This window comes from Cryobacterium sp. Y11, from assembly GCF_002929535.1.
Classification (GTDB): Bacteria; Actinomycetota; Actinomycetes; order Actinomycetales; family Microbacteriaceae; genus Cryobacterium.
Map to the genome: position 1 here is coordinate 149,203 of NZ_PJJO01000056.1, position 26,925 is coordinate 176,127.

25 protein-coding genes and 1 tRNA gene are annotated in these 26,925 nt (G+C 63.0%); 18 read left to right on the forward strand and 8 right to left on the reverse strand.

The features are described from left to right. The first annotated feature begins 1 nt into the window (after position 1). Positions 2-937 carry a DnaJ domain-containing protein gene (locus CXY75_RS10025; RefSeq protein WP_104082676.1) on the forward strand — a complete coding sequence of 312 codons (936 nt, stop codon included), beginning with the start codon at positions 2-4 and terminating at the stop codon, positions 935-937. Between the two features lie 4 nt (positions 938-941). On the opposite strand, the gene CXY75_RS10030 is transcribed toward CXY75_RS10025, so the two are convergent. Continuing rightward, the gene (locus CXY75_RS10030; RefSeq protein WP_104082677.1) at positions 942-1,820 is read right to left on the reverse strand and encodes a hypothetical protein; all 879 of its coding nucleotides are present in this window, start codon (positions 1,818-1,820) and stop codon (positions 942-944) included. Positions 1,821-1,903: 83 nt separating this feature from the next. Here CXY75_RS10030 and CXY75_RS10035 point away from each other — a divergent pair, with 83 nt between their 5' ends. The 4 genes from CXY75_RS10035 to CXY75_RS10050 are packed head-to-tail and all read left to right on the forward strand — an operon-like array spanning position 1,904 to position 5,381. Beyond that, complete coding sequence (locus CXY75_RS10035; RefSeq protein ID WP_104082797.1) at positions 1,904-2,311, forward strand: hypothetical protein; 408 nt, start codon at positions 1,904-1,906, stop codon at positions 2,309-2,311. A 50-nt stretch (positions 2,312-2,361) separates the two neighbouring features. Beyond that, entirely contained in the window at positions 2,362-3,501 is a 1,140-nt protein-coding gene (locus tag CXY75_RS10040; protein ID WP_104082678.1) for a DUF2092 domain-containing protein, read from the forward strand. Positions 3,502-3,538: 37 nt separating this feature from the next. Continuing rightward, a complete protein-coding gene (locus tag CXY75_RS10045) occupies positions 3,539-4,519 on the forward strand; it encodes an ATP-binding cassette domain-containing protein (protein ID WP_104082679.1) in 981 nt (326 codons plus the stop codon). Then, positions 4,506-5,381: an ABC transporter permease gene (locus CXY75_RS10050; RefSeq protein WP_104082680.1), complete on the forward strand. Its 876-nt coding sequence runs from the start codon at positions 4,506-4,508 to the stop codon at positions 5,379-5,381. The genes CXY75_RS10045 and CXY75_RS10050 overlap by 14 nt, the downstream gene beginning before the upstream one ends. Positions 5,382-5,478: 97 nt before the next feature. On the opposite strand, the gene CXY75_RS10055 is transcribed toward CXY75_RS10050, so the two are convergent. Continuing rightward, positions 5,479-5,563, reverse strand: a tRNA-Leu gene (locus CXY75_RS10055). Positions 5,564-5,668: 105 nt separating this feature from the next. Here CXY75_RS10055 and CXY75_RS10060 point away from each other — a divergent pair. The 3 genes from CXY75_RS10060 (at position 5,669) to mshC (ending at position 9,278) form a co-directional block, all read left to right on the forward strand. Then, positions 5,669-7,036: a M20/M25/M40 family metallo-hydrolase gene (locus CXY75_RS10060; RefSeq protein ID WP_104082681.1), complete on the forward strand. Its 1,368-nt coding sequence runs from the start codon at positions 5,669-5,671 to the stop codon at positions 7,034-7,036. A gap of 69 nt (positions 7,037-7,105) precedes the next feature. Continuing rightward, positions 7,106-7,960, forward strand: a complete 855-nt coding sequence (locus CXY75_RS10065) for an undecaprenyl-diphosphate phosphatase (protein WP_104082682.1) — start codon at positions 7,106-7,108, stop codon at positions 7,958-7,960. Between the two features lie 22 nt (positions 7,961-7,982). After that, complete coding sequence (mshC, locus tag CXY75_RS10070; protein ID WP_104082683.1) at positions 7,983-9,278, forward strand: cysteine--1-D-myo-inosityl 2-amino-2-deoxy-alpha-D-glucopyranoside ligase; 1,296 nt, start codon at positions 7,983-7,985, stop codon at positions 9,276-9,278. 86 nt (positions 9,279-9,364) lie between these two features. Here the strand turns inward: mshC and CXY75_RS10075 are convergent, their stop codons facing one another. Next, complete coding sequence (locus CXY75_RS10075; protein WP_104082684.1) at positions 9,365-10,318, reverse strand: PAC2 family protein; 954 nt, start codon at positions 10,316-10,318, stop codon at positions 9,365-9,367. Positions 10,319-10,398: 80 nt separating this feature from the next. Here CXY75_RS10075 and CXY75_RS10080 point away from each other — a divergent pair, with 80 nt between their 5' ends. The 9 genes from CXY75_RS10080 (at position 10,399) to lnt (ending at position 20,975) form a co-directional block, all read left to right on the forward strand. After that, a complete protein-coding gene (locus tag CXY75_RS10080) occupies positions 10,399-11,187 on the forward strand; it encodes an HAD family phosphatase (RefSeq protein ID WP_255411781.1) in 789 nt (262 codons plus the stop codon). Next, the gene (locus CXY75_RS10085) at positions 11,184-12,185 is read left to right on the forward strand and encodes a tRNA (adenine-N1)-methyltransferase (protein WP_104082686.1); all 1,002 of its coding nucleotides are present in this window, start codon (positions 11,184-11,186) and stop codon (positions 12,183-12,185) included. Before CXY75_RS10080 ends, CXY75_RS10085 begins: the two co-directional genes overlap by 4 nt. Positions 12,186-12,283: 98 nt before the next feature. Next, positions 12,284-13,249 carry an FKBP-type peptidyl-prolyl cis-trans isomerase gene (locus tag CXY75_RS10090; RefSeq protein WP_104082687.1) on the forward strand — a complete coding sequence of 322 codons (966 nt, stop codon included), beginning with the start codon at positions 12,284-12,286 and terminating at the stop codon, positions 13,247-13,249. A gap of 91 nt (positions 13,250-13,340) precedes the next feature. Continuing rightward, positions 13,341-15,536, forward strand: a complete 2,196-nt coding sequence (locus CXY75_RS21020) for a helix-turn-helix transcriptional regulator (RefSeq protein ID WP_369826710.1) — start codon at positions 13,341-13,343, stop codon at positions 15,534-15,536. Positions 15,537-15,539: 3 nt separating this feature from the next. Then, complete coding sequence (locus CXY75_RS10105; RefSeq protein WP_104082688.1) at positions 15,540-15,869, forward strand: hypothetical protein; 330 nt, start codon at positions 15,540-15,542, stop codon at positions 15,867-15,869. A 19-nt stretch (positions 15,870-15,888) separates the two neighbouring features. Then, positions 15,889-16,134, forward strand: coding sequence for a Sec-independent protein translocase subunit TatA (gene tatA, locus CXY75_RS10110; protein ID WP_104082689.1), 246 nt, complete (start codon positions 15,889-15,891; stop codon positions 16,132-16,134). Between the two features lie 47 nt (positions 16,135-16,181). Beyond that, positions 16,182-16,934, forward strand: a complete 753-nt coding sequence (gene tatC, locus CXY75_RS10115) for a twin-arginine translocase subunit TatC (RefSeq protein ID WP_104082690.1) — start codon at positions 16,182-16,184, stop codon at positions 16,932-16,934. Between the two features lie 39 nt (positions 16,935-16,973). After that, a complete protein-coding gene (locus tag CXY75_RS10120) occupies positions 16,974-19,430 on the forward strand; it encodes an RNA helicase (RefSeq protein WP_104082691.1) in 2,457 nt (818 codons plus the stop codon). 6 nt (positions 19,431-19,436) lie between these two features. Then, positions 19,437-20,975: an apolipoprotein N-acyltransferase gene (lnt, locus tag CXY75_RS10125; RefSeq protein WP_104082692.1), complete on the forward strand. Its 1,539-nt coding sequence runs from the start codon at positions 19,437-19,439 to the stop codon at positions 20,973-20,975. A gap of 72 nt (positions 20,976-21,047) precedes the next feature. Here the strand turns inward: lnt and CXY75_RS10130 are convergent, their stop codons facing one another. The 4 genes from CXY75_RS10130 to CXY75_RS10145 form a co-directional block, all read right to left on the reverse strand. After that, positions 21,048-21,416: an RNA polymerase-binding protein RbpA gene (locus CXY75_RS10130; RefSeq protein ID WP_104082693.1), complete on the reverse strand. Its 369-nt coding sequence runs from the start codon at positions 21,414-21,416 to the stop codon at positions 21,048-21,050. Between the two features lie 110 nt (positions 21,417-21,526). Next, a complete protein-coding gene (locus CXY75_RS10135; RefSeq protein ID WP_104082694.1) occupies positions 21,527-22,291 on the reverse strand; it encodes a glycerophosphodiester phosphodiesterase family protein in 765 nt (254 codons plus the stop codon). 3 nt (positions 22,292-22,294) lie between these two features. Next, positions 22,295-23,311: an SPFH domain-containing protein gene (locus CXY75_RS10140; protein WP_104082695.1), complete on the reverse strand. Its 1,017-nt coding sequence runs from the start codon at positions 23,309-23,311 to the stop codon at positions 22,295-22,297. Further along, positions 23,304-23,807: an NfeD family protein gene (locus CXY75_RS10145; protein ID WP_104082696.1), complete on the reverse strand. Its 504-nt coding sequence runs from the start codon at positions 23,805-23,807 to the stop codon at positions 23,304-23,306. The genes CXY75_RS10140 and CXY75_RS10145 overlap by 8 nt, the downstream gene beginning before the upstream one ends. A 163-nt stretch (positions 23,808-23,970) precedes the next feature. On the opposite strand from CXY75_RS10145, the gene CXY75_RS10150 reads away from it, so the two are divergent. Continuing rightward, entirely contained in the window at positions 23,971-24,735 is a 765-nt protein-coding gene (locus CXY75_RS10150; RefSeq protein WP_104082697.1) for an SDR family oxidoreductase, read from the forward strand. A gap of 748 nt (positions 24,736-25,483) precedes the next feature. On the opposite strand, the gene CXY75_RS10155 is transcribed toward CXY75_RS10150, so the two are convergent. Further along, positions 25,484-26,557, reverse strand: coding sequence for a tellurite resistance/C4-dicarboxylate transporter family protein (locus CXY75_RS10155; protein WP_104082698.1), 1,074 nt, complete (start codon positions 26,555-26,557; stop codon positions 25,484-25,486). Positions 26,558-26,925 lie beyond the last annotated feature (368 nt).

The window sequence follows — 26,925 nt, forward strand, 5'->3', positions numbered from 1 at the left end:
GATGCACGACAGTCCCGCCGCATCCACCCCCTACGAAGTTCTCGGCGTGAGTCCGAGCGCGAGCAACGAGGAGTTACGCCGCGCCTACCGGTTGCTCCTGCGACAGACCCACCCCGATGTCGGTGGCAACGCTACCAAATTTCACGCTGTGCAGATCGCCTGGGAACGCGTCGGCAGCCCAGAGAATCGCGCAGTCTACGACCGCCGCCGGTTCGGTGAGCCAGACCTGGCCCAGTCAGCGGATGCCTACACCGCGCCAGCCGCCCGCGGCCCGGCCACGAAATCCAGCCTGAAAACCCGCATGCACGGTCACCCCGGCGGCCAAGCGCGCCTGAGATACCTCGATCTAGTGCGCGAATGGGCCGGCCGTGGCACCGTCATTGACGACCCGTACGCCCCAGCCCTGATCCGCAGTGCCCCCCGTCCCGTGCGGCACTGCCTCGCCAAGGCCCTCGCCGAGGAGGCCACCGCCCAGCTGGTGGCCAATCTGGGCATCGGTTTCACCGCCTGGCACGACATCGACACCGGCGGCCAGACCGACAAACTCGATCACATCATCCTGGGGCCGGCCGGACTATTCGGCATCCTCTCCGAAGACTGGGGTGGCCAGGTGCAACTGCGCCGCGGCGAACTGGTCGGTGACGACCTTGAGGCCGACGATCGCCCGATTCACCAGTTCGAGGACGCCGCCCGGTCGCTCACGCGTGCCCTCAAGGTGCGCTTTACCGCGCTCATCGTCGTGCTGCCAGACGGCGCGCTCGACGAGGCGGTGTCGTTGCCGAAGCGCGGCCGCCGCCCGATGATCATCGGCATCCCCAGGTCGCGGCTGGTCGGTGTGCTGCGGGGCGGCCTCGCCGGCATGGAACGCGGCAGCTTTGAAAAGGTTTTCGAGCTGCGCAACACCCTGCAGAACGGCATCCGCTTCGTCAGTGCCTAAAGGATCACGGGGTCAGGGCCAGTTTCTGGGCCCAATAGTGCAGAAAGGTTGCCCCGGCTTCATCGTGAATTTGGTCGTCGATCACAATGATCGGGTACGGCCGGTCGAGGATTCCATCGGCCGGGCGCACGTCGACGTGCGAAACGTCATAGCCGGCCTCGTGCAGGTGGTCAGCCATGCGGTAGTCGCTGCGGGAATCGCCCACCGACCGCCACAACCGGGGGAGCGGACCGCTCTCGGAGAAGAAGGCGAGGGCCCGCTCGGCGGCGTGGTCCTTGTCGAGGGTGACCGATTCAATGTCCGTCGAAATGATCGTCGCATCCAGCCGAAAAGGAATCTGCCCGGAGGTATCCGCGCATTCGCGATCCGCGAACCGAACGCCGAGCCCGTGCTCGACCATGATGGCGAAGGCGGCGTCGTTGAACGCCGGTTGGCGGGACTGAAAGGCCTCCCGGCTGACATCGGTGCGCTGCTCGACCGAGATCATCGCCTGCTTGGTTTCGTCGAAGAACATCTCGGCGGCGAACGAGTCCGCGACCAACTGACGCACCTCGTCGACGACGGCCGGCGGCAGGGCGACATCTCGGTCCACGACGACCTCGCCCATGCCAGCAGCGCCGATGGGAAACCAGACAGCACCCTTTTCACAGACCCCGTACATGCGAAAATTCTTGGGCAGGCCAGCCGCCACGAGCGGCGCAACGACCTGATCGCGAATAAAGTCGGCCGATCGCCCAGTAATGAAGGCGATCGGCACGTGCGCTCCGGCCAAAGAAATCAGGTCGGTCACAATGCTCGGCGTGCTGATCGTGCGGGTGATCGGGCTCGCAATCGGCCCATCCACATCAAGGAGCAACCCCAGCGGAGACGGAATAGTAGGCATTGGATTATTCTCCCACAGCGATAGACGCATGCCGTGAGCGGATGCTGCGCGCGGCGCACGCAAAGCGCCTATCCTTGTTCGAGATGATTACGCGACGAGAAGTAGCACTGCGCCTGGATATTCCCTTGGAAATGGCCACCCGGCACGGCATCCCCTCGCGCCTAAGCGAGGGGCAGCTGGCCAAACTGGAAGCCGAACCGCCCGCCTGGCTGGTGCAGTCGCGCGCGAACCGCACCGGAAAGAAGCCGGTCTGGGTGCAACTGACCTGCACGATCTGTGGCTACACCGAGGCCGTGCGGCCCAAGAAGTGGTGGCCGACGTTTACCTACATCACCTGTTCAAACCACGGCGCCGATGAACTGCCGGAGCCGGCCGCTGGGCTCGGGCGCACCGAGTGCGACGGCATCGGCAGCCAGTTCATCGGGATCACCGATGAGGCCCCAAGCCGGAGCGAACCGAACCGCGATATCCCCGATTCCGGGGACCTGTAAATACGCTGATCCCACCGCTCGGGCGCGGCGCCGAGGCGTACGATCGCGGTATGAAACTCGTGTCTCGCAATGCTCTCCGCTGGCTCCCGGCTTTCGTCGTTCCGGCGGTCGTGGTTACCGCCGTCATCGCTGTGCCGTTGCAGGCCGGTGCCGCCGTCGATCTGCCCGACAAGACACCCGAGCAGGTTCTCCTTCTGGTGAACGACAGCACGGTGTCGGCCTTCTCGGGAACCGTTGACCAATCATCCGACCTGGGCCTTCCGTCGCTCAACCTGACGGAAGCCCTGCCCGAAGGCAACGACAGCACCAGTCCCCTGGGATTGACCACGGTCCTCGAATTGCTGAGCGGATCGCACGAATTTCGCGTGTATGTCGGCGGCGAAGGTCAGTCCCGGGTGCAGGTCAAGGACCGCATGGCCGAACGTAATGTTGTGCACAACGGCAGCGACATCTGGCTGTACGATTCCAGCACCAACGCGGCGACCCATCTGAGTCTTCCCGCTGACCTCGAAGCGACCGCCCAGGCGAAGTCCGCCGAACTGCACTCGCAGTTGCCGACTGACCTCGCGACTCCGGCGCAGCTCGCCGAGCGTTTCCTGAGCGAGCTCGACCCGAGCACGACGGTCTCGGTCGGCACCGACGCCCGCATCGCCGGGCGCAGCGTCTACCAGCTCTTACTCACCCCACGAACAAACGAGATGCTCACGAGCGACACGCTCGTCGCATCCGTTTCCATCGCCGTTGACTCGGAGACCGGGCTGCCGCTCCAGGTGACCGTGCTGGCCCAGGGCCAGAGCGCGCCGGCATTCCAGGTCGGCTTCACCGCCATCGACTTCGCGGCACCGAACACCGACCTGTTCAACTTTGTACCCCCGGCCAATGCCTCCGTGACGGAGCAGACCCTGCCGGCCAAGCCCGAGGGCTCTACCGGCGACCATTCGGGTGATCACAGCCCGGCGGTGGGCGAGGTGCCGGTTGTGACGGGAACCGGCTGGTCCACCATCGTCGAGGTACCGGCAGCGGCCGTGCCGGCCGAGCTGGGCGACAACCCCCTGCTCGACCAGCTCACCACGGCCGTTGACGGTGGCCGTGCGCTGACCACGTCGCTCGTAACGGTGTTCCAGAGCAACGACGGGCGGGTGTTTGCCGGCGCGGTTCCGCTCGCTGCGCTTCAGGCAGCCGCACAGTGACAACGGTGTCAGGGAACGCCGTCCTGCGCGCGACACTATGACCGGCGCTGGCACCGGCGCACACCAGGCTCAGGGCCTTGCGATCGAGACCCGGGCGCTCACCAAGAAGTTCGGCTCGCAAACGGCAGTGAACGGCATCCACCTCCGGGTGCCGCGCGGCGCGGTCTTCGGCTTTCTCGGACCAAACGGATCGGGTAAGACCACGAGTATCCGTATGCTGCTCGGACTCACCCAGGCATCAAGCGGCAGCATCAGCGTGCTCGGTCAGTCCATGCCCACCCGACTGAGTGAGGTACTGCCGCGCGTCGGCGCCCTCGTCGAGGGTCCGGCCTTCTACCCGTTTCTCTCCGGCGCCGCCAACTTGCGACGCCTCGACACCGCCGATCCATTTGCTCCACGCCGCACCCGCCGGGCGAGGGTGCAGGGCGCCCTTGAGCGGGTCGGCCTCTCCCACGCTGCCGAAAAAAAAGTGCACGCCTACTCGCTGGGCATGAAGCAGCGGCTCGGCATCGCCAACGCCCTCCTCCTGCCACGTGAGCTACTAGTGCTCGATGAACCCACTAATGGGCTCGACCCACAGGGCACCCGCGAAGTGCGCAGCCTCGTGCGCTCGCTGGCCGCCGAGGGCACGACCGTGTTCGTCTCCAGCCATCTGCTCGCCGAGGTCGAGCAGATGTGCACCCACGCCGCCGTGATGAGTGTGGGCAGCCTCGTCGCCCAGGGCACCCTGGCAGCGCTGCGCCAGGTCGGCGAAACACGGGTCCACCTGCGCACACCGGATGCCGCCGGCGCGCTCCGGGTGCTCACCCGCCTCGGGCTCGAGCCGGCACGTGCGACAAACGATGCTGCCGACGCGGTCGTCGTCGCACCGCTTGGGGACACAAACTGGCAGCCGGAGGCCATCGTGACGGCTCTCGTGGCCGGCGGAGTGCGCATCCGTGGTTTCGCCATCGAAGAACCCAGCCTGGAAGAACGTTTCGTCGCACTGACCGGGGAGGGCTTTGATGTCGCCCAGTGAAACCCGGCCGCCGGAAACGGAGGGTGGGCCACACGTACGCCACGGCGGAAGCTGGGATCTACTCGGCTCGGAGATCTCCGTGCTGTTTCGTCGCCGCCGAACCTGGGCCATGCTCGTCGCGGTGGCGCTCATCCCGATCCTGCTCGCCGTGGCCGTGCGCCTGTCATCGTCGACACTTGACCCGGGGGAGGGACCGCCGTTCCTGGACCGGGTCACCCAAAACGGCCTGTTCGTCGGCTTCACCGCCATGGTGGTCGCCATTCCCCTGTTTCTGCCGCTGACCATCGGTGTCGTCGCCGGAGATACCATCGCGGGGGAGGCCGGCCTCGGCACCCTGCGCTACCTCCTGGTAGCGCCAGCCGGTCGCGTACGGCTGCTGCTGGTCAAGTACGCCGGCGCCGCCCTATTCTGCCTGGTGGCGACGCTGACGCTGACGGTGTCTGGCGCTCTCGTTGGCGCAGCCCTGTTCCCGGTCGGGCCGGTGACGCTGCTCTCCGGTGACACCATCAGCGTGACCGAATCGCTGTTGCGGTCCCTGCTGGTGGCCGCCTATGTCACGGTGTCGCTCCTCGGACTGGCCATGATCGGACTGTTCATCTCCACACTCACCGATGTGCCCGTCGGAGCCATGGCGGCGACGATCGTGGTCTCGGTTATCGCGCAGATTCTCGACGTCATCCCGCAGCTCGACTGGCTGCACCCCTGGCTATTCAGCCACTACTGGCTCGGCTTCGCCGACCTGCTCCGGCAACCGCTCGACCTGGGCTCGTTCGCGCACAATGCCATCCTGCAGGCGGGATACCTCGCCGTGTTTGGGGCATTGGCCTACAGCCGGTTCGTCACCAAAGACATTCTGTCCTGATTTGAACGCACGTTAACGAGACAAGGCCGGATCCAAAGGATCCGGCCTTGTGAACTGTCTCAACCAGTCCTCGTTGATCTCTCGAAAGAAATCTCCGTGTCCGAGATGGGAATTGAACCCACACGCCCTTAACGGGCACTGGCACCTCAAGCCAGCGCGTCTACCAATTCCGCCACCCGGACTGGGTGAAACGGCCTCCGGATGAACCGGCTGCCGAGGTAATAACTTAGCACGGATTAGAACGCCCGTTGTGTCACTGCCACCAGCCGGGCGGGTAGCGTTTGATTATGCCATCCACTTCGAACGCGCTTCCGGCCAATAGTTCCGCTGATTCACGGGGTTCTGCACCCGGTGAGACCGCGGACCAACTCGACCTCACCGCCGAAATCGCGCGTGATCTCATCCGTTTTGACACCACCAATTATGGCGAGGGCCGTTCCAACGGCGAAACGGATGCCGCCGAGTACGTTGCCGAGAAGCTGCGCGCCCTCGGACTGACGCCCGAACTATTCGATTCCGAGCCCGGCCGCACCAGCGTCGTGGCACGGGTAGCTGGCCGGGACCGTTCCCGTTCCGCGCTCGTCGTGCACGGCCACCTGGACGTTGTCCCGGCCGACCCGGCCAACTGGAGCGTCGATCCCTTCGCCGGCGTTATCAAGGACGGTCTGCTCTGGGGCCGCGGCGCGGTTGACATGAAAAACATGGACGCCATGATCCTGGCCTCCCTGCAAGATGTGATCGGTACCGGCGGAGCTCCTGAGCGCGACCTTGTGATCGCCTTCTTCGCCGATGAGGAGGCCGGCGGTGTGCTTGGATCGCATTTTCTGGTCGAGGAGCACCCGCACCTTTTTGAGGGTGCGACCGAAGCGATCAGCGAGGTCGGCGGCTATTCGATCACACTCGGCGGCAAACGGGCGTACCTGCTGCAAACCGGTGAGAAAGCCCTGATCTGGATCAAGCTCGTGGCCCGCGGCGAGGCTGGACACGGTTCCCGCATACACCCGAACAACGCCACCACCCGGCTAGCCGAGGCCGTTGCCAAACTGGGTCGACACGAATGGCCGATTCGCCTCACCGACACGACCGAACAGCTGCTCGGCGAGATCGCGCGCATTCTCGACGTTGATCCGCAACAAGTGGGCCCAGACGAGCTGGCACTGGCAACCGGAACTGCGTCGGGCTTCATCCAGGCCAGCCTGCGCACAACGACCAACCCGACCGGCCTCACCGCCGGCTACAAACACAACGTCATCCCGGACAGGGCCGAGGCCCTCATCGACATTCGCTCGCTGCCGGGGGAGGAAGACCTCGTCCTCGCCCAAATTCAACAGATCGTCGGCGACGACATCGAAATCGTCACCATGCATCGTGATATCGGCTTGGAGACGGAGTTCAGTGGGCCGCTCATTGAGGCCGTCGTTGAGACGCTGGGTCGGCACGACCCCGGTGCGCCGGTACTGCCCTACCTGCTGTCAGCGGGCACCGATAACAAGGCGCTCAGCACCCTCGGTATCAAGGGATACGGTTTTGCGCCATTGCGTTTGCCCGCCGACTTGGATTTTCCTGCCATGTTCCACGGAGTGGACGAGCGGGTGCCGCTGGACGCATTAGTGTTTGGCAGGCAGGTTTTGACCGACTTGCTCACCAGCTACTAGCACCAGCTTCGATCCGGAAGGGTTCGGGCTGTCGCTGATCAATGAGTGAAAAATGAGAGAGCGAAGCGTGTGGAATTTCTGAATGCGATCATCCTGGGCCTGGTTCAGGGACTGACCGAGTTTCTTCCGGTATCGTCGAGCGCCCACATCACGATCGTCGGCCAGTTTCTTGGCACCGGAGAGGACCCAGGGGCCCGATTCACTGCCATCACGCAGATCGGCACCGAAGCAGCCGTCATCATCTTCTTTTGGCGCGACATCGTGCGCATCATCGGCCAGTGGGCGAAATCTCTCACGGGCCGAGTCTCCCGTAAAGATCCGGATGCCCGTCTGGGGTGGTTGATCATTCTGGGCTCGCTGCCGATCATTATTCTCGGGCTGTTGTTCCAAGACCAGATCGAAACGGTGTTGCGCTCACTCTGGATCACCGCCACGATGCTCATCGTCTTTGGTGTCGTGCTCGGCATTGCCGACCACGTCGGTGCGAAACGGCGTCAGGTGCAGGACATCACCGTCGGCCACGGCACGATCTATGGATTCGCACAAGCGCTCGCGCTGATCCCCGGCGTGTCGCGGTCTGGTGGAACCATTACCGCCGGGCTGTTCCTCGGCTACGAGCGGGCGGCAGCGGCCCGCTACGCCTTTCTGCTGGCGATTCCCGCCGTGCTCGGCAGCGGCTTTTTTCAGGTCTACAAGTCCATCGCCGATCCCTGCCTGGCCGGCGCAACCAACTGCACCGCCGAAGTCTTCGGACCGCTCGAAACGCTCGTGGCAACGATCGTCGCCTTCGTCGTGGCCCTCGCAGTGATCGCCTTCTTCATGAACTACATTTCCAAGCACAGTTTTCTGCCGTTCGTGATCTATCGCATCGTCCTGGGGATCGTGCTGTTCGTGCTGCTCGGCACGAACGTCATTTCCGCCTAGCCAGCAAAGCTAGGCTGGTTCCATGCGTGCATGGGAACGACCCGAAATTGTCTCTGTCCCTGGGGAATCGGGTGCCCCGTGGCTGCATGACACCAAAACCAACAGTCTGGTGCTGGCCCAACCAAACGATGCCGCCCGACTGTATGTCTGTGGGATCACCCCGTACGACGCTACCCACCTGGGGCATGCAAACACCTACCTTGCCTTCGACACCCTGCAGCGGGTCTGGCTGGACGCCGGCTTGAGCGTGCACTACGCGCAAAATATAACGGATGTTGATGACCCACTGCTCGAGCGGGCGACCGCCACCGGCGTCGATTGGCGAGACCTGGCCGAGTCACAGATTGAGCTGTTCCGCAACGATATGGTGGCGCTGAACATACTGCCACCGAGTGATTTCATCGCCGTCACCGAGGTCATCGACGAGGTGGCCCGCGCAGTCGCGAAACTGCAGGGCGCCGGGCTCGCCTACACGGTGCCCACCGATGACGCCGTCGCGGGTGCGAACGGCCAGGTTGCTGCCGACGTGTACTTTGACATCGCCGCAGCGGAAGCCAGCACAGACTGGACGCTTGGCGATGAAAGCAACCTCGACCGCGCCACGATGCTTCAGTTGTTCGCTGAGCGTGGGGGAGACCCCGACCGCCTCGGTAAGCGTGATGTGCTCGATCCGCTGCTCTGGCGTGCTGCCCGTGCCGGCGAACCTGCCTGGGAATCGCCCGTCGGCGCTGGACGCCCCGGCTGGCACATCGAGTGCTCGGTGATCGCGCTGATGGAGCTCGGAACCGACTTCACTGTTCAGGGCGGCGGGTCAGACCTCATCTTCCCGCACCACGACATGAGCGCTGGCCATGCGGAAGCGTTGTCGGCGCATCCGCTCGCCGGCGTGTACAGCCACACCGGCATGGTCGCCTACCAGGGCGAGAAGATGAGCAAGTCGCTCGGGAACCTCGTGCTGGTCTCTGGGTTGCTCGCTCAAAGCGTCGACCCACGGGCGATCCGGCTGGCGCTGCTCGCGCGCCACTACCGCACCGACTGGGAGTGGACCACTGCGTTGCTGGAGGAGGCGGTGGAACGCCTGGCCCGGTGGTCGACGGCTTTCGGCACGACCGCACTAGCCACCCGCACAGTACTGGCAGGGCACACCACAGTATCTGCCGCTTCGCTCGTGCAGGACCTGCGCACAGCACTGCGCCACGACCTCGATACACCGGAGGCAATCAGCATTCTTGACGCCGCTGTCGAGACGGTCAGCGTGATCGACGAACCCGAATTGCTCAACCGGGCGATCAGCGCGCTGCTGGGCGTTGCCCTCTAGAACCAGAACACGCTCGGGGCGTCGAGAACGGTACGTTTCGAGCGCCGTTCCGCCCTGACCCACTGCGTGAGGGCCGCCGGCGTCAGCTAGTGTCGTGGTCCGTCCGGACGACCGGTCGGCCCATCCGAGCGGCCATCGCGGCCCTCACGCCCATCGGTGCCGCGCTTACGTAGGTATTTCTCGAACTCCTGGGCGATCGCCTCACCGCTCGCCTCCGGCGAGTCGACGGTGTCGCGGGCCTGCTCGAGCTGGGCGATGTACGCGGCCATTTCTTCGTCTTCACCGGCCAACACATCGATTCCGGTTTCCCAGTCAGCTGCCTCGGTGACGAGCGCGCCGCGAGGAATCACCACATCGATGACCTCTTCCAGCTTGTCGATCAGGGCGAGCATCGCCTTGGGCGACGGCGCATTGTGCACGTAGTGCGGAACGGATGCCCAAATCGACAGGCTGGGAATTCCCGCCTTCTCCGCGGCATCTGAGAGCACACTGAGAATCCCGACCGGACCCTCGTAGTTGCTGCGCTCAATCAGCAGTTCGCCGCGCACCTGGGCGTTGTCACTGGAGACGAAGATGGAAATCGGTCGGGTGTGTGGAACATCGGCGAGCATAGCCCCCAAAAAAACCACGCCGCTCACATCGGCCGCGAGGGCCGCGTCGAGAATTTCCGCGGCGAAACTCTTCCAGCTGCGCGACGGCTCGGTGCCGAGGAGTAGGTAAATATTGCCGACGTTCGTGCCACTGACCCGAAGCTGGGCATCCTCGGCCAGGGGAACACTGGAGTTGATCGGCGCGGTCGGCCCGTACATGATGGCGCTCGGCCAGCTGATGGTGCGCACGCCGTCTTCATTGGTCGACACGGTCGGCCGATTGAATTGGTAGTCGAAATACAGCTCAGGATCGATCTCGGTGATGGTCTCAACGTCGAGCAGGTCTTTCAGGGCGCGAACAGCTCCCGTCGCGGCCTCACCGGCATCGTTCCAGCCTTCAAATGCGACGACGAGAAGCCTCCCGCCCAGAAATCCATTACCGTCTGTCACCGTGTTTGTCCTCAAATCTTGTGGCGTCCCACGCGGACGGCCTTAGTCAAGGATAGGCGGTGCCCCTAGACTTGAACCCCGTGAATGTTCCTGCGCTCCCGCTCCCCGCTCCCGCCACCCTTCCCGCCGCCGTATTGTGGGACATGGATGGCACCATTGTCGACACCGAACCGTATTGGATGCAGGCCCAAACCGAGCTGGTCGCCTCCTGGGGTGGCGTGTGGACTCACGACGACGGCATGCTGATGGTCGGTTCCGGACTGTGGACTTCAGCGGCAATCCTGCAATCTCGCGGTGTTGACCTGTCGACGGACGAGATCGTGGCTCGACTTACCGACCGAGTGCAGGAACAGCTCGCCGAGCACGGCGTTCCCTGGCGGCCAGGATCGCGCGAACTCCTACAGTCGCTGAAAGTTGCCGGGGTGCCAACTGCGCTTGTGACGATGTCGGTCGAACGCATGGCCCGCCAAATCATCGACCTCATCGATTTTCCAGCTTTCGACATCGTTGTCGCCGGCGACATGGTCGCCAACAGCAAGCCACATCCCGAGCCGTACCTGTTGGCCGCCGCCCGACTCGGCGTCGACCCGCGCCGGTGCATCGCCATTGAAGATTCTGCTCCCGGCGTCGCATCCGCAGTCGCGGCCGGTACCATCGCCATCGCAGTACCGCACCAGATCGACCTGCCCGACAGCGATTCGTACACCCGCTGGCCGACGCTGGTCGGCAGAACCATCGATGATCTCATCACCCTGTATCAGCAGTCGGCCACCGTCGACTCGACCAGCCCTGATTCGATCCACCCCGATCCCGATCCCGAGCTCGCGCCTCACGGGCGTGGCGATACCGAAAGTGCACCACGCGCATGAGCAGTAGCCAGATCGTTCAGAACAGCGGCCCCTTTCGTGTCGGTGACCGAGTTCAACTCACCGGGCCGAAGGGGCGAATGAACACCATCACTTTGCAGGCCGGGCTCACCTTTCACACCCACCGTGGCATCCTGGCCCACGATGACATCATCGGCCAGCCCGACGGTTCGGTCGTGACCAATAACGTCGGCGTTGAACACCTGGCCTTGCGTCCGCTGCTGGTGGACTTCGTGATGAGCATGCCGCGAGGCGCGGCCATCATCTACCCGAAGGATGCCGCCCAAATTCTCGCGCAGGCCGACATCTTTCCCGGTGCCACCGTCGTTGAAGCCGGCGTTGGATCCGGTGCATTGTCGCTGTGGCTGCTGCGCGCTATCGGCCCGGCCGGCCGACTGGCATCCTTTGAACGCCGCGAAGAATTTGCCGACGTTGCGCGCGACAACATTGCGACGTTCCTCGGCGACGATCCCAGCAATTGGACCATCACCCTGGGCGACCTCGCTGATACCCTGCCGGAGACGATGCCGGCCGGAAGCGTCGACCGGGTGGTACTCGACATGCTGGCACCCTGGGAGTGCCTCGGCGCGGTCTCTGATGCGCTCAAGCCCGGCGGAGTCTTGCTCTGCTACGTCGCAACTGTGACGCAGCTCTCCCGGGTCGCCGAAGCCATTCGCGGTACCGGTTTTTACACCAATCCGGACTCCAACGAGACCATGATCCGCGGCTGGCACGTCGAGGGTCTGGCGGTGCGTCCCGACCACCGAATGATCGGGCACACCGGCTTTCTCATCACGGCCCGCCGACTGGCGCCAGACACAATCCTGCCCGAGCTGAAACGACGTCCCTCAAAGACTGACTTCAGTGATGCCGACGTTGAGGCTTGGACCCCTGGAGCACTCGGCGAACGCAACGTCAGCGCCAAGGTGATGCGGAAGCGCGTGCGCATAGCCGGCACGAGCGCGCAGCTCTCCAAGGCTCGCGACCTTGACGCCGGTTAGGATAGGCCCCGGCCCGTTGTGCCCGTACCACACAACACACCCCCACAAACCGCGCAGCACGTTCACGCTGCAGCAACCCCGTATCGAAAGAAGGACTTGTGCGCAAAGCATCCGCGCTGATCGTCACCGCCGGACTCGTGATGGCGGCACTCACCGCCTGCGCCAGCCCCGGCACAGCCGAGGCTTCGTGCACTGCGCCGATCGCCTCTGGTGCAGCATCAGAACTGGTCTCGGTTTCCGGCAAAATAGGTGAAGCTCCCGACGTCACCTTTCCGACCCCGCTGAAGTCGACGACAACGCAGGTTAGTCAGATTATCGCCGGAAGCGGCACGAAGATGATGGCCGACCAGAAGCTGGCCATTGAGCTCAACGTCTATAACGCAACCACCGGCGACCTCATCCAGGCCGGCGCGTACGACGGCACTAACGTACTCAAGGTCGTGCTGAACGAGTCAACCCTGACGGGAATCGCAACGGGGCTGACCTGCTCACAGGTCGGCGAACGTGTGGCGATCGTTGTCCCGCCGGCGGATGCGTTCGGTGCCGCAGGCAATGAGCAGCTCGCCATCCAACCGACGGACTCCCTCGTACTCGTCATCGACGTCGTGAAGGCTTTCCTGCTGCGCGCGGATGGCGTAGACCAGCCCGTAGCAAATGGCCTGCCGGCCGTCGTACTCGACGAAAACGGCACTCCTGGCATCGTCGTCCCCTCCGGTGACGCTCCCACCTCGCTCGAGATCGGGGTACTCAAGAAGGGCGACGGGGTCAAGGTAGCCGAAGGCGCGACCGTCACAGTGAACTACACCGGTGTTCTCTGGAAAGAGAAAACCGTCTTCGAATCCAGCTGGACTAATGGTTCCCCGGTCGAATTCGTCGCCGCCGTCGGATCCCAAACCCAGGCCGGGCTAATCGAGGGAATGGCCACAGCGCTCATTGGTCAGACCGTCGGCTCTCAGATCGTCGTCGTCATTCCGCCAGAGCAAGCCTATGGTGATACCGCAACCGCGACGATTCCAGCCAATTCCACCCTGGTCTTCGTTTTCGATATCCTCGGCGTCAACTGACGTCCGGCCGCTCCGCCCGATGTGTGTGCACCGGGCGGACGACGCGACGGCTCCGTTCGGGGCGAAACGGTAGAATCACAGCGTGACATCGATGCCTGCTCAGCCTGACCTACAGCCAAAAACGCCGCCGGACAAGATCGTAAACCCGGCACCGGCTAAGCCACGCCCGATCACGGCACCAGAGCGCCTGTTCAGTCTTGTTCTGGCACTCATCGCTACCGAGTCCGGGCTGACCAAGGCCGATATTCTCGCAAACGTGCAAGGCTATCGCCAGCGCTATGTGACCAACGGTGGCAATGACAGTCTCGAGCGTCAATTCGAACGTGACAAAGACGATATCCGCGAGTTGGGTATTCCGCTCGAGACGATCGAGCCGCCGGAGGAGCCGGGTAGCAATCACTCGCTTCGATACCGCATTCCGAAGGGGCTCTACGACCTGCCAGCTGATGTGACCTTCACGCCCGACGAGCTCGCGCTGCTCAAATTAGCAGGAACGGTCTGGCGCGAGGGGTCACTGTCTGGCGAGTCACGACGCGCCCTCATTAAATTGAACTCTCTCGGCGCCCCGTCAAGTGAGCCGGTGCTCGGCTACGCACCGCTTTTGCGCACCAAGGACGCAAGCTTCGAACCGCTCAGCAAGGCGCTGGACCGCCGGCAAGCAGTCGCTTTTCTCTACCTCAAACCGGGCGACACCAAGCCGCGACGGCGCCAGGTCGCCCCCCGAGCGCTCGTGCAGCATGAGGGCCGCTGGCATCTCTTCGCAACGGATGAGATCGCTCACGCTTCGCGCACATTCCTGCTTTCGCGCATTGTCGGTACTGTCACCGTCTCATCGGGCGCTGTTGTAGCTAGCGGGGCATTCGCACTACACACTGACGGTGGAACGGACGAGGGCGCATCCATAGCGTCGACCGACAGTGCTCTCGCCCTCGCTGAGCTCAAGACCCTCTTCACGAGCAACATCGCGCACGTACTGGTAAAGCCCGGCAGCGACGCCGCTGTACGGCTGGGCACCCGTCAGGCCGCGCAAAATGACTCTGCCGAGAGAAATCTTTCCGCTGACGCGGAAGATCCGACAGCACTCGAACTGCACTTCACCGACCTGAACGTGTTCGCAGACGAGCTCGCCAGCTTCGGGCCCGAGGTGTTTGTGGCCCATCCATTGACGCTCCGCACCGCCGTGAAAAGCCGGTTAATTATCGTGCGCGACCAACATGCTCGCGATCTCCCGGTGCGATCGAACCCTCGAGTCGTGCCGCGGCGCCGAACCAGCCTCAGCTCGCAACCGGCTAAAGCAATCGCAACGTCACACGTGGCCAGCGATCAGCTCACCCTGCTGCTCTCGCTGGTACCGTATCTGATTGATCAGGGACGTGTCACCGTCACCGAAGTGGCCGAGCATTTTGATCTGCCCCCGGACCGCGTCCGCGCCATGGTCAGCCTCATCGCCCTGTCTGGAATTCCCGGGGAGACTCGGCAGTACCTGCACGGCGACCTGTTCGACATCCTCTGGGATGAATTCGAGACCAACGACCGGATCGTGCTCACCCACCAGGTTGCCATCGACGACTCGCCGCGGTTCTCCGCTCGGGAAGCGGCCGCCCTGATTGCCGGGTTGCAATACCTCTCCGCACTTCCGCACAACGCCGACACGAACGCGATCTCGTCCCTCATGGCCAAGTTGACCAGGGGAGCGTCTGCTCCGCCAACGCAACTTGCCGTAGCGCAGCGCGATGCCGGTTCCACCATCGGCATCATGCAGGCCGGCCTGGCCAACGACAGGCAGGTGGAGTTCGATTATCTCAATGGTCGTGGCGAGCTGGAGCATCGCCGCGTCGACCCGATGCGCATCGAATCTGTTGACAACGACTGGTACATGAGGGGCTGGTGCCACCTGCGTAACGCCGTGCGCACCTTCCGCCTTGACCGGATGAGTTCCCCAAGCATGATTAGTACCCCGCGAAGCCACCACGGCGCCGAGTCCCTCCTGACGACCACTCTGTTCCAGGCGTCAGCCGAAGACCTCGACGTTCGTCTGGAACTGGCCACCACGGCACTACCCCTGCTGGCCGATTATCGACCAGAGCGGTCGGAGCCCGTCGGCACCCGCACCCGCACCACGCTGCGCGTCGCGCACCCGCATGCGCTCAAACGGCTCGTCACCGGTCTGGCCGGTATCGTCACCGTCTTGGAACCCGCGCAGTCCCGCCGGATCGTCGCAGATTGGGCTGCTGCCGGGGTCGCACAATACGACGACGACCCCTCGTCGCTGTCCGGTGAGGGGTAGCGGATGCCGTGGTGGTCGTGGTTCTTGATCTGGGGCGCGCTGGTGCTGGCCTTCCTCGGCATGCTCGTCTGGTCCGCGGTCGGCCTGTATCGCAAAGCCCGGCGAGTTCTACGCGCCCTCGGCGACGTGACCGACCAGGTTGCTGCATTGGAACTCGCTGCAGACGTCTCCGCGCCCGTTCCACAACACTTGGCCGTGTTTGCCGATCCGGAGGAGCTGCACCATAACGCGCAGCGTCATCGAGCCGACCGTGAACACCACCGCCAGCTACGTCGCGATGCGCGGATCGTGCGAGGTAAGCTATTGCGAAACGCCCGCTATGTAACCCGCTGAGACAAGAGGACATACCCTCATGCTGCAAAACCTGACCGGATGGCATTTCCTGATCATCCTCGTTGTTGTACTGCTCCTTTTTGGTGCTCCCAAGCTACCCGGACTCGCGCGTAGCCTCGGTCAGTCGATGAAGATCTTCAAGAGTGAAATCAAGAGCGATAACGTCGATGCTGATCCCAATGCTCCGGCACAGTCGTCAGGAAACACCGCCGGCACTGACTCGTCGAAGACCTCCGGCCCGACCGATACCGCAGCGAAGCCCTAGCCATCATGGCGGTCCGCACCCGTCGGAGTTCACCCGTTGAAGGCAAGATGTCGCTGGGCCAGCATCTGATCGAACTGCGCAAGCGTCTCTACTTCGCTGCCGCTGGTCTGTTGGTCGGCGCCATTGCTGGATGGTTTCTGTCGGACTTTGTCTGGGATCAGCTTCGTGAACCCATCTACGCCATCATCAATGCTCAGCATCGCAACGCGCAGATCAACTACCCCGACATTACGAGCGCCTTTGACCTGAAGCTCAAGATCTCGTTGTATGTCGGTTTGATCGTGTCCAGTCCGGTCTGGCTCTACCAGGTCTTCGCGTTTTTGGTCCCCGGGCTGACCCGTACGGAGAAAAAATACACCTTTGGCTTTCTATTCACGGCGATTCCGCTATTTCTGGCCGGCTGTGCAGCGGGGTGGATTGTTCTGCCGCACGTGGTAGAGCTTATGACGAGTTTTGCCCCGGTCGAGGACTCCGCTTTTATCAACGCGGCGGGCTACTTCGATTTCGTTCTCAAGCTCGTTGTCGCTATCGGTGTCGCCTTCGTGGTTCCGGTTTTCATCGTGCTTCTCAACTTCGCCGGGGTCATCAGCGCCCAATCGATCATCAAGTCATGGCGAATTGCCATTCTGGTCATCGTGTTGTTCACCGCGATCGCCACCCCACCCGCCGACGTCGTGTCGATGTTTATCCTGGCCATTCCCATGGTCATGTTGTACTTCACCGCCTACGGAATCGCTTGGCTGCACGACCGACATGTCGCCAAGAAGACACTCGCATTCGAGAAAGAACTGCCGCTCTAGTCTCGGCGAAACCGGGACGAAGCAATTGTTAGGAAACACGTGACGCACACGCTATCGCCGGCCGAACGCTATTCGGCCTCGCGCACCCGGGCCGGCCAGCCCAAACTACAGGCGTTTGAGAGCGCCCTCACGTTCGACCTGGACCCGTTCCAACGCGAGGCCTGCGCCTGCCTCGAGGCCGGAAACAGCGTGCTCGTCGCCGCACCGACCGGTGCAGGCAAGACCATCGTTGCCGAGTTCGCGATCTACCTGGCGATGCAACGTACCCGCGCCAAGGTGTTCTACACCGCGCCGATGAAGGCGCTCAGCAACCAGAAATTCCAGGAGTTTGTTGCGGAATACGGCCAGGAGCAGGTTGGATTGCTCACCGGCGACAGCAACGTCAATCCGGGAGCGCGCATCGTGGTCATGACGACAGAGGTGCTGCGCAATATGCTCTACGCCGACTCCGATCTGTTGACCGACCTCGCGTTCGTCGTCATGGACGAGGTGCACTATCTCGCCGACCGTTTTCGCGGCGCAGTTTGGGAGGAAGTCATCATCCACCTCCCGCAGTCGGTACGCATGGTGTCACTGAGCGCGACCGTGTCGAATGCCGAAGAGTTCGGCGACTGGCTGCAAGCGGTGCGCGGAGAGACGGACGTCGTCGTCTCGGAGGAACGCCCAGTTCCTCTCGAACAGCACGTCCTGGTTAGAAACAACATGCTCGATCTGTTCGATTCCTCCGGGTTGATCGGCGCCCATCGCGTCAATCCAGAACTGGTGCGCTTAGCCCATGCCGGAGGGCGTTCAACCGGTGGGCGCGCACGGGGTTCTGGCCGCCAAAACGGCCCATCCGGCGGGTATCGCGGGCATGACAAGCAGCGTGCGGTCGACACTGGACGCCTGGATCGCGGCGACATTGTGCGCATGCTCGACGGTAAACATCTGCTGCCAGCAATCTTCTTCATCTTTAGCCGCGTCGGCTGCGACCAAGCCGTGCGGCAGGTACTCCGCTCCGGTGTTCGTCTGACGCAGGAACATGAGCGCGATGAGATTCGTCAGATTGTCGACGACCGGTGCCGCACCCTGCTCGACGAAGACCTCGGCGTTCTCGGATATTTCGAATGGTTAGACGGGCTCGAGCGCGGGGTGGCGGCCCACCACGCCGGTCTGCTTCCCGCCTTCAAGGAGGTCGTGGAGGAACTGTTTCAGAAGAAGCTGGTCAAGGCGGTGTTTGCGACCGAAACGCTCGCCCTCGGTATCAACATGCCGGCCCGCACTGTCGTGCTCGACAAGCTCGAGAAGTTCAATGGAGAAGCCCGCGTGCCGATCACCCCTGGCGAGTACACCCAGCTCACCGGTCGGGCTGGTCGCCGCGGCATCGATACCCTCGGGCACTCGGTCATCCAATGGGCACAGGGCCTTGACCCGCAGGCCGTCGCCTCGCTCGCCTCCCGGCGCACCTATCCGCTCAATTCGAGTTTCAAGCCGACCTACAACATGGCCGTCAATCTGATCGACCAGTTCGGTGTCAGCCGCACCCGCGGGGTTCTCGAGTCCTCCTTCGCCCAGTTCCAGGCCGATCGCGCCGTCGTCGACCTGGCCCGCTCCGTGCGTCAGCAGGAGGAGTCCCTCGCCGGATTCAAGACCAGCATGACCTGCCACCTGGGCAATTTCGAGGAGTACTCGGCCATTCGTCGACGCCTGACCGAAGTGGAACGCGAGGGTACCAAAGCAGACAATTCGTTGCGTGGAGAGCGCGACAAACGCCAACGCGAGGTGGCAAGCCTGCGCAAGCAGATGCGAGCGCACGGCTGCCACCACTGCGTAGACCGGGAGGCACACTCGCGCTGGGCGGAACGCTGGTTCAAGCTCAGACGTCAAACGGATGCGCTCAGCCAGCAGATCGCGCAGCGTACCGGAGCCATCGCCCGCGTTTTCGACCGCGTCAGTGACGTTCTACTCGGCTACGGCTACCTCGAATCCGGTCAGGGCGGGGCCATCACCTTGAGCGAAAGTGGACGCATCCTGCGCCGCATCTACGCCGAACGCGACCTACTCGTGGCCGAGTCGCTGCGCCGCGGCCTGTGGAACGACCTCGACGCCGCGAGCCTGGCCGCGATGGCCTGCGCGCTCGTCTTCGAACCGCGCCGCGAAGAAGGCTTGATTGACGCCCGTTACCTGCCGAAGGGACCGTTCCGGCCAGCGCTCGACAACACGCAAGAATTGTGGAGCCGCATCGACGACTTCGAACGCGAGCACAAACTTCCCGGCAGCAACCCTCTCGCCGTTGGCCTGTGCCTCGCCATGTGGAAGTGGGCGCGCGGCGCATCGCTGGCCGACGTACTCTACGAGGCCGAGATGGCCGCTGGCGATTTTGTACGCTGGACCAAACAGACCATCGACCTGCTCGACCAACTCAGCATTGCCGGCGACGGACGGGTTGGGCCCACCGCGCGCGAGGCGATGGACGCGATTCGTCGCGGCATCGTCGCGTACTCGTCGGTGGCCTGAACCAGCATGTGGGGGAGTGAGCGCGCGTTCAGCCTGCCGTTGTGGGCATCCGTTCTGGTCGCAGCCGGTGCCGGGGCGGTTCTCGACGCCGGTTTTCCGGATCGAAACTGGTGGTTTCTTGCACCGGTCGGCGTTGCGCTCATGCTCGTGGCCGTGCTTGGTCGCAGCTTCGGTACGGGGCTACTGGTGGGCCTGGTCGCCGGATTATCGTTTTGGCTGACCCATATATTTTGGATCACGCTGTACCTCGGTCTCGTGCCCTGGTTCGCGCTCGGCGGGCTGCAGAGTCTGTTCTTTGCTGCCGGGCTCGCTCTCATCGCCGTCGTACTGCGGCACGGCCCCCGCGTCTGGCCGAGCGTTTGGGGTCGGCTTGGCGTAGTGCCGGTCATCGTGGCCGGTCTGTGGACGGCTAGGGAGGCGATCAGTGCGGTCTGGCCCTACGGCGGCTTTGCCTGGGGGAGGGTTGCGCTGTCGCAGTCGGAGAGCCCGTTCAATTCGCTTGTCGCCTGGGTTGGCTTGTCGGGTCTCAGCTTCATCATGGTGTGGCTGAGCGCCCTCGCCGTGCAGTTGTGTCGCGAACCCGACCTGACTCGAACGCTCCGCGCGAGTGTTGCTCTCGGTGCCGTCGCCCTGGTTCTAGCCATTCCGGCGTGGCCGACCATCCAGACCGGGACCACCCGGCTGGCTGCCGTGCAGGGCAACGCGGATGCCGGTCTGTTTGCCGAATATTCACCCGGACAAATTCTGCAGGACCACACCTCTGCGACCCTCCCTATCATCGACGAAAGTGTCGACTTTGTGGTCTGGCCGGAGAACTCGAGCGACATTGACCCGACCCGGTCGGCGGACGCCGCTCGGGTGCTCGACTACATCAGCAGCGAGATGGATGTTCCGCTGGTCACCGGCACGATCACCAAACCTGAGGACACGTACTTCAACAGCTCCCTGCTCTGGGAAGCCGGGCGGGGCGCGGTCGATGTCTACGACAAGATCCACCCGGTTCCGTTCGCGGAATACATGCCGGATCGGGCATTCTGGCGGCCGTTCGCACCGGAGCTGATCGACCTGATCGGGCGTGACTACGGTATCGGCTCGCGAGACAACATTTTTGACATCAACGGGGTGCTGGCCGGCATCGCCATCTGTTTTGACATTGCCGATGATCAGCTCGTACACGAAATGATCGACGGCCACGCGCAGATCATTCTCGCCCAAACCAACAATGCCGACTTCGGACATACCGATGAGAGCGTACAACAGCTCGCGATCGCGCGTCTGCGAGCGATTGAAGCCGGTCGCACCGTCGTGAATATCTCGACCGTTGGATCGAGCGCGATCATCACCCCAGACGGGCAGACACTCGACAGCCTGCCGACCTTCACGGCCGGTGCCATGGTGCAGACCGTGCCTCTCAGCGACACAATCACCCCGGCCATGGCCGTCGGGCGAGGCGTGGAATGGCTGGTGTCCGGGCTCGGCCTGGCCGGTCTGGCGCTGTGCGTCATTTGGGCAGGGCGTCGGCGATCGGCTAACGCGGTCCGTTAACCAGCGACGACCCCGTCACCGGAAGGTGTGGGGTCGTCGTTGGGTGAAAATCGTCGTTAGGCTCTAATCTGCTCAGGCACCGATCTTCTGCTGGCCACCGCGCCGCAGACGCAACACGGTGAGGCGCTCTTCGAGCAACTCTTCCAGTTCGTCTCTGGTGCGACGTTCCAGCAACATGTCCCAGTGGGTCCGAGCAATCTTCTCGTCGGAGTGGTCAACGACGACCGGCATGGAGTCGACGAGTCTGGTCGCCGTCCGTGCACAGTACTTGCATTCCCACTCGTCCGGAGCTTCGGCGTCTGCCGAAAAAATCATTACCGTCTCGCGCCCACAAGATTCACACCGGTAGGTGTGAGCGACTCGGGGGGAGAAGGTAACGCCTTCTTCGGTCTGTAGGCTTTGTGCGCCTAGTCTCATGCCACGCAAACTGCGGTCAGCCATAGTGTGGTCTCCTCTCGGTCGCGATCATAGTTCGATCACGACACTCTTACATTTTTAAACCATCAAGCTGGGCGTTAACCTTCCCCACATCCCGTCTTGGCAGCGAATTCTCAGGCTCGACGAGTACTGGCGGATACAGCCAGATCGGTGCGGTCTGTGACGAGACCGTCCACACCGAGCTCGAGTAAACGAACCATGTCGATCGGATCGTTCACTGTCCACACGTGCACCTCGACATTCACCCGATGCATCATCGCGATGAACCGGCCAGTGACAATGCGAATGGGGCCCTGCCGTTCGGGTACCTGCACTGCAACGCAGCCACGCAGGGCGCGGCGAACCGCCTGAGTCAGCCCCAAACTTGTCGCCGTCACAGCCTGCGCCACGAGTACCGATGACGCCGAGGACACCACGTTCGGTAAGAGGTTCACCACGCGGCGACGGCGTTGCTCGTTGAACGAGGTCACCAAGACCCGGTCGGTGGCGCGCTGCTCGAGGATCGCGCGCGCGGCTGGCTCGGCCGAGGCATCCGTTTTGACATCGATGTTGAACAGGGCCGTTGGAAAGGCTTCGAGGGCGTCACTCAGCGACGTAAACGACTGCCCGTCGCCCAGATTGATGCGCTTGAGTTCGGCCATGGTCAGCTGGTCGATGCGTAGGTCTCGGCCCAGGCGAGAGAGGTCCGGGTCGTGGCTGATCACTGCGATACCGTCGAGGGAGACGTGCACGTCAGTCTCGAGGTGAGTTGCCCCACTCGCTAGGGCCTTGACAAAGGCGAGGAGCGTGTTCTCCGGGGCGCCCTGTGCCAGACCGCGGTGCGCGAACACGCGCGGGTATGGTCCGGCGAGAAATACCGACGGGGTGCTGTCGGTCACCGCCTAGACCTGCGGTGAAGCGGATGAAGCGGATGCTGGCGGCGCGGCTGTCGGTGCCGCCGCTGCGCTCGCACCGGCGGAAGTCGCGGCGCCAGCAGGTGAGCCCCCCGAAGTTGCACCGCCCGAAGTTGCACTGAACGCGCTGCCGATGCCCTTCATCGCCTCGGTCAGTTCGCTCGGAACAATCCACAGTTTGTTGGCGCTGCCCTCGGCGAGCTTGGGCAGGGTCAGCAGGTACTGGTACGCGAGCAGCTTCGGATCGGGGTCACCGTCGTGAATGGCCTTGAAAACGGTCGTGATGGCCTCGGCCTCGCCCTGCGCGCGCAGCACGGCTGCCTTGGCGTCACCTTCAGCTTCGAGAATCGCGGCCTGACGTGCTCCCTCGGCGGTCAGAATCGCGGACTGCTTAGTTCCCTCGGCGGTCAGAATGAGCGCACGACGGTCACGTTCGGCGCGCATCTGCTTTTCCATCGAGTCCTGAATGGAGTGGGGCGGCTCAATCGCCTTGAGCTCGACCCGGCCGACGCGAATGCCCCATTTTCCGGTGGCTTCGTCGAGCACGATGCGCAGCTGGCTGTTGATGTTGTCGCGGCTGGTCAGTGCCTCTTCGAGGTTTAACCCGCCGACCACGTTACGCAGGGTGGTTGTCGTGAGCTGCTCGACCGCACCGAGGTAGTTGTTGATTTCATAGGTGGCAGCGCGGGCATCCGTCACCTGAAAATAGACCACCGTGTCAATGGAAACAACAAGGTTGTCCTCGGTGATGACCGGCTGAGGGGGAAAGGAAACGACTTGCTCGCGAATATCGAGTAGCGGACGCACCCGGTCGACAAACGGAACGAGCAAGTTCAGTCCGGGGAGCAGTGTCTTGTGATATTTACCGAGACGTTCGACCACCCCGGCGTTTCCTTGCGGAATAATGCGAATGGCGCGCAGGAGGATAACGATGACGAACACCACTAAAACGGCGAGCAGGGCGATCACGAAGATCTGGCCAATGAAGGCCGCTGGCTCAAGCATTGTTCTGGTTCCTTTCGGCGGGGAAAACGACGGCAGTGGAGCCTTCGATAAGGTGCACGGAAATGGTCTCACCCGGTTCAGCGTCACGCTGCGGCTCGGTACTCCCGCTCGGAGCGCTTCCGCCCGGAAGTACGAGGCGGGCTGTCCAGGTTTCACCGTTCGCCAGCTTGACCAGGCCACCGGTCTCGGTGACGCTCGAGATGACGCGGCCACTCATACCGATCAGGGCGTCGATATTGCTCAGGGCCGGATCGCCGCCCTTGCGCAGGGCGCGCAGTAGAAATGGCCGAATCGTCAACAGCAGCAGTACAGACAGGCCAGCAGCGACGACGATCTGCACCCACCAATCCAGGCCAAGGAGGTTGGCGGCCAAACCACCCAGGCTGCCGATCGAAATCATCAAAAACGTGAATTCCAAGGTCAGCAGCTCGATCGTGATGGCCACGAGAATGAAAACGAGCCACAAAATCCAGAGATAGTCGGTCAGATCGACCATGGGTGATTCCTTCCACAATCCGTTTCACCTCGAAACTAGCAGGTACCAGCGACAACACGCCGGGGCGCGATCGCGGCTTATTGATAAGGTCGGAAGCGAGATCGCGACGGGCCACGTCGGAACTCACCACCGTATTTGGCAGAATGAATTTTGAGGAGCACGCGTGACTAACCCACTTGCAGCAGGATCACTCGAGGGTAAGCGTGTACTCGTCACCGGCTCGTCCCGTGGCATCGGCGCCGACACGGTCGGCTACTTCGCGGGCGCCGGAGCGCGCGTCGTCATCAACTTCCGTAATAAAGAGGCGCGCGCCACCAAGCTCGCCGACGCCATTCGCGCCGCCGGTGGCACGGCCATCACGGTTGGCGCCGACTTGACCGACCCCGCATCCGTTACCGCGATGTTCGAGACCATTGGCGCGGAATTTGGCGGCCTCGACATTCTCGTCATGAACGCTTCCGGTGGAATGGAAAGCGGCATGGCCGAGGATTACGCCATGACCCTCAACCGTGATGCACAGGTAAACCTACTAAACGAGGCCATCCCGCTGCTGGGCCATGAATCACGAGTGGTCTTTGTCACGAGCCATCAGGCGCACTTTATTGCGACAACGACGACCATGCCGGAATACGAGCCCGTGGCCCGCAGTAAACGAGCTGGCGAAGACGCCCTGCGTGCCGTTATCCCGCAGCTCGAGCAAGCTGGCATCGGATTCGTCGTCGTCTCCGGCGACATGATTGAGGGCACCATTACCGCCACACTGCTGGAACGGGCCAACCCAGGGGCGCTCAGCGCCCGAAAAGATGCGGCCGGACGCCTCTTCAATGTGAGCGAATTCGCGGCGGAAATCGTTCAGGCGGCTGTCGAACCGGTTCCCCTGGGCAACACCCGCTATGTCGGCGATACCACCGGGTTCGACGGAAGATAAGCCACGAAGGCCGCCGATCTATCGCTGCTGGGTTCGGTCTCGTACCCGACGATCCATTCCGATGGCTCCCGCGCTCGTGCTCCACTCGGCAGAGGATCTGCGCTGCCCTCTGTCCCAGGGGAACGGTATTACACGGCGTTGCAACGCGGGGGAGTGCCGACCGAACTCTTATCTTTTTGGGGGGCAAATCGCGATCTGAGCCGAACCGGTCGTTCTCGGCACCGACTGCAGCGCTGTGAAATAGTGGTGGGCGCGTTGCCTCCCGACAGACCACAACGCTGCATCGACTGCGGAGGCCGCAGACACCACCGAGCTCATTGGCTGCGTTATGTCAAGTAAGAGGATGAATTCCTGCTGAAGCTTGCCCCGGTTGACGCCGACAATTTCCTCCTCCACGAGCGGAGGGTGGCATTCCCGCTCGCGGCACGCGCTGGGGGTCCCGCCTTGGTTTGGCCACGTACCAAGGCGTCGGGGCCGTATTCTGGGCGTAAAAAAACAGGCCCGAAGACCACCTTAGCTGCATGACCGATAATGCACATTATGTCAATAAATGACCTTTGCTGACGCAAAAACTGCCACGGCTCGACCGATCCGCGCCGAGATGCCACTTCTGGCCCCATGAAAGTCAACCACGGGGCCCAAGATGGCTTCTCGCCTGTGCTAGCACGCTCCCGCACTGTGCGCATTCCAGCTCAGGTAGAAACGCCCCCGGAACAGACCCGGCGGACTTCTGCCAAGGGGCCGGCGCTTACCGAGCGGCGTTCTCCCGCCGCCGGGCATCACGTCGGACGCGACCTGCCTGGATCGGTTGGCGCGCCATCGCTGTGAAGACAAGGAGCCACACGACCAGAGCGCCCCACAGCGTGACGGTACCAATCTGGCCGACGAGCGGCAGCGTGTCGGCCTGACCTAGATAGATTCCAGCGACGGCGTACATCCCGGCGGGGAACGCGATGCTCCACAACGTCGCTTGATAGCGCAGTGGTACGTGGCGTTTGAAGTGACGCCAAATTCCCACGGCTATGAGCACGGGGATGAGCCAGGTCGCGAAGGCCCAGAACATCACGGATATGCCCCCGACCAGTCCGCGAGTCGCGCTGACCATCGGAGCATCCGCCATTTCGACGATGCGGGCACCGGCCAGAACTGTGATCGCGCAGGCGCCCATCGATACCCAATACGGCGGATCGAGATCTTCCGGCCGCAGTGTGTAGAGCATCAGGCGCAGTGCGACGAACACCCCAGCGGCTCCATAAAGAAAAATGCCGACCGACCACGACAATATGGCCAGCACAGCGAGCAGCGCCCTCGCATCGCCCGCGACCGGTTCGAGCGCCGCTGCCACGACGGCGACCGACTGGCTCGCTACGACCCAGATAAACCAGGTTCCGTTTGCCGACCCCAGTACGGGGCGTGCCGTGCGGCCTAGCACGGCGAGCCAGGGCACCGCGTAACCGAGCACAACCCAGGCCACCCCAGACACGCCCAGGAGCACCGTTGCCGCAAGAAACCACCCTTCCACGGCTAAACGCGCAGCCAGTACATTGGTGCCGGCGACGAAGGTGAAGAACTGGAATCCCCGGTTCGGGTCGTGCAAGTCATCGAGAAAGTCTGATCGGAACGCCACGAACCGCCATGCAGTCAGAACCAGGAGCGCCAGATAAGCTCCGGCGCAGACCACCAGGAGCGCGTAGCTGAGGCCTGTCACCCCGATCAGGTTCATGCCGATCGAGAGGATGCCGGTGGCCATGACCATGGCGAAATATCCCGGTGGCATCGTGCGTACGGCGGCTCGTATTTGCACACTTCGTTCGGACGCCATACTCACAGGCTAGACCTACGAACGGGACTCGCGGTTCTCGCGGTGCGCCTTGCACCAGACTTGAACCGCGTTTAGTGGGCCAGCCGCAGCCGCAGCGGCCGGGTGGTGGCGAGCGAGGTGCACGTCACGGTTCAGCATTCGTAGCGCTCGCCCGCCAGCCAACACTGAGACCTGCGGATTAGACGCGCGTTTGGTGCATGACCATGCCGTATTCATTGACCGGTTCGAAGGCGTCTCGGTCCCAGGCTCCGGGGTGCGCGACGGGACAATTGACGACGGTGTCTCGAGACGAGTGATCGATGCTGTGTTCGCGCATCGCGTGACCGCAGATCGGGCACGTCCGAAAATCGGTCGCTCTGCACTGTTCT

Coding starts and splice junctions, on each gene's coding strand:
- CXY75_RS10130 (WP_104082693.1), bottom strand. CDS start 21,416: ATGGCTGACCGCAGTTTGCGTGGCATGAGACTAGGCGCACAAAGCCTA.
- tatC (WP_104082690.1), top strand. CDS start 16,182: ATGTCGCTGGGCCAGCATCTGATCGAACTGCGCAAGCGTCTCTACTTC.
- CXY75_RS10030 (WP_104082677.1), bottom strand. CDS start 1,820: ATGCCTACTATTCCGTCTCCGCTGGGGTTGCTCCTTGATGTGGATGGG.
- mshC (WP_104082683.1), top strand. CDS start 7,983: ATGCGTGCATGGGAACGACCCGAAATTGTCTCTGTCCCTGGGGAATCG.
- CXY75_RS10140 (WP_104082695.1), bottom strand. CDS start 23,311: ATGCTTGAGCCAGCGGCCTTCATTGGCCAGATCTTCGTGATCGCCCTG.
- CXY75_RS10050 (WP_104082680.1), top strand. CDS start 4,506: ATGTCGCCCAGTGAAACCCGGCCGCCGGAAACGGAGGGTGGGCCACAC.
- lnt (WP_104082692.1), top strand. CDS start 19,437: ATGTGGGGGAGTGAGCGCGCGTTCAGCCTGCCGTTGTGGGCATCCGTT.
- CXY75_RS10085 (WP_104082686.1), top strand. CDS start 11,184: ATGAGCAGTAGCCAGATCGTTCAGAACAGCGGCCCCTTTCGTGTCGGT.
- CXY75_RS21020 (WP_369826710.1), top strand. CDS start 13,341: ATGCCTGCTCAGCCTGACCTACAGCCAAAAACGCCGCCGGACAAGATC.
- CXY75_RS10155 (WP_104082698.1), bottom strand. CDS start 26,557: ATGGCGTCCGAACGAAGTGTGCAAATACGAGCCGCCGTACGCACGATG.
- CXY75_RS10045 (WP_104082679.1), top strand. CDS start 3,539: ATGACCGGCGCTGGCACCGGCGCACACCAGGCTCAGGGCCTTGCGATC.
- CXY75_RS10025 (WP_104082676.1), top strand. CDS start 2: ATGCACGACAGTCCCGCCGCATCCACCCCCTACGAAGTTCTCGGCGTG.
- CXY75_RS10060 (WP_104082681.1), top strand. CDS start 5,669: ATGCCATCCACTTCGAACGCGCTTCCGGCCAATAGTTCCGCTGATTCA.
- CXY75_RS10105 (WP_104082688.1), top strand. CDS start 15,540: ATGCCGTGGTGGTCGTGGTTCTTGATCTGGGGCGCGCTGGTGCTGGCC.
- tatA (WP_104082689.1), top strand. CDS start 15,889: ATGCTGCAAAACCTGACCGGATGGCATTTCCTGATCATCCTCGTTGTT.
- CXY75_RS10145 (WP_104082696.1), bottom strand. CDS start 23,807: ATGGTCGATCTGACCGACTATCTCTGGATTTTGTGGCTCGTTTTCATT.
- CXY75_RS10035 (WP_104082797.1), top strand. CDS start 1,904: ATGATTACGCGACGAGAAGTAGCACTGCGCCTGGATATTCCCTTGGAA.
- CXY75_RS10040 (WP_104082678.1), top strand. CDS start 2,362: ATGAAACTCGTGTCTCGCAATGCTCTCCGCTGGCTCCCGGCTTTCGTC.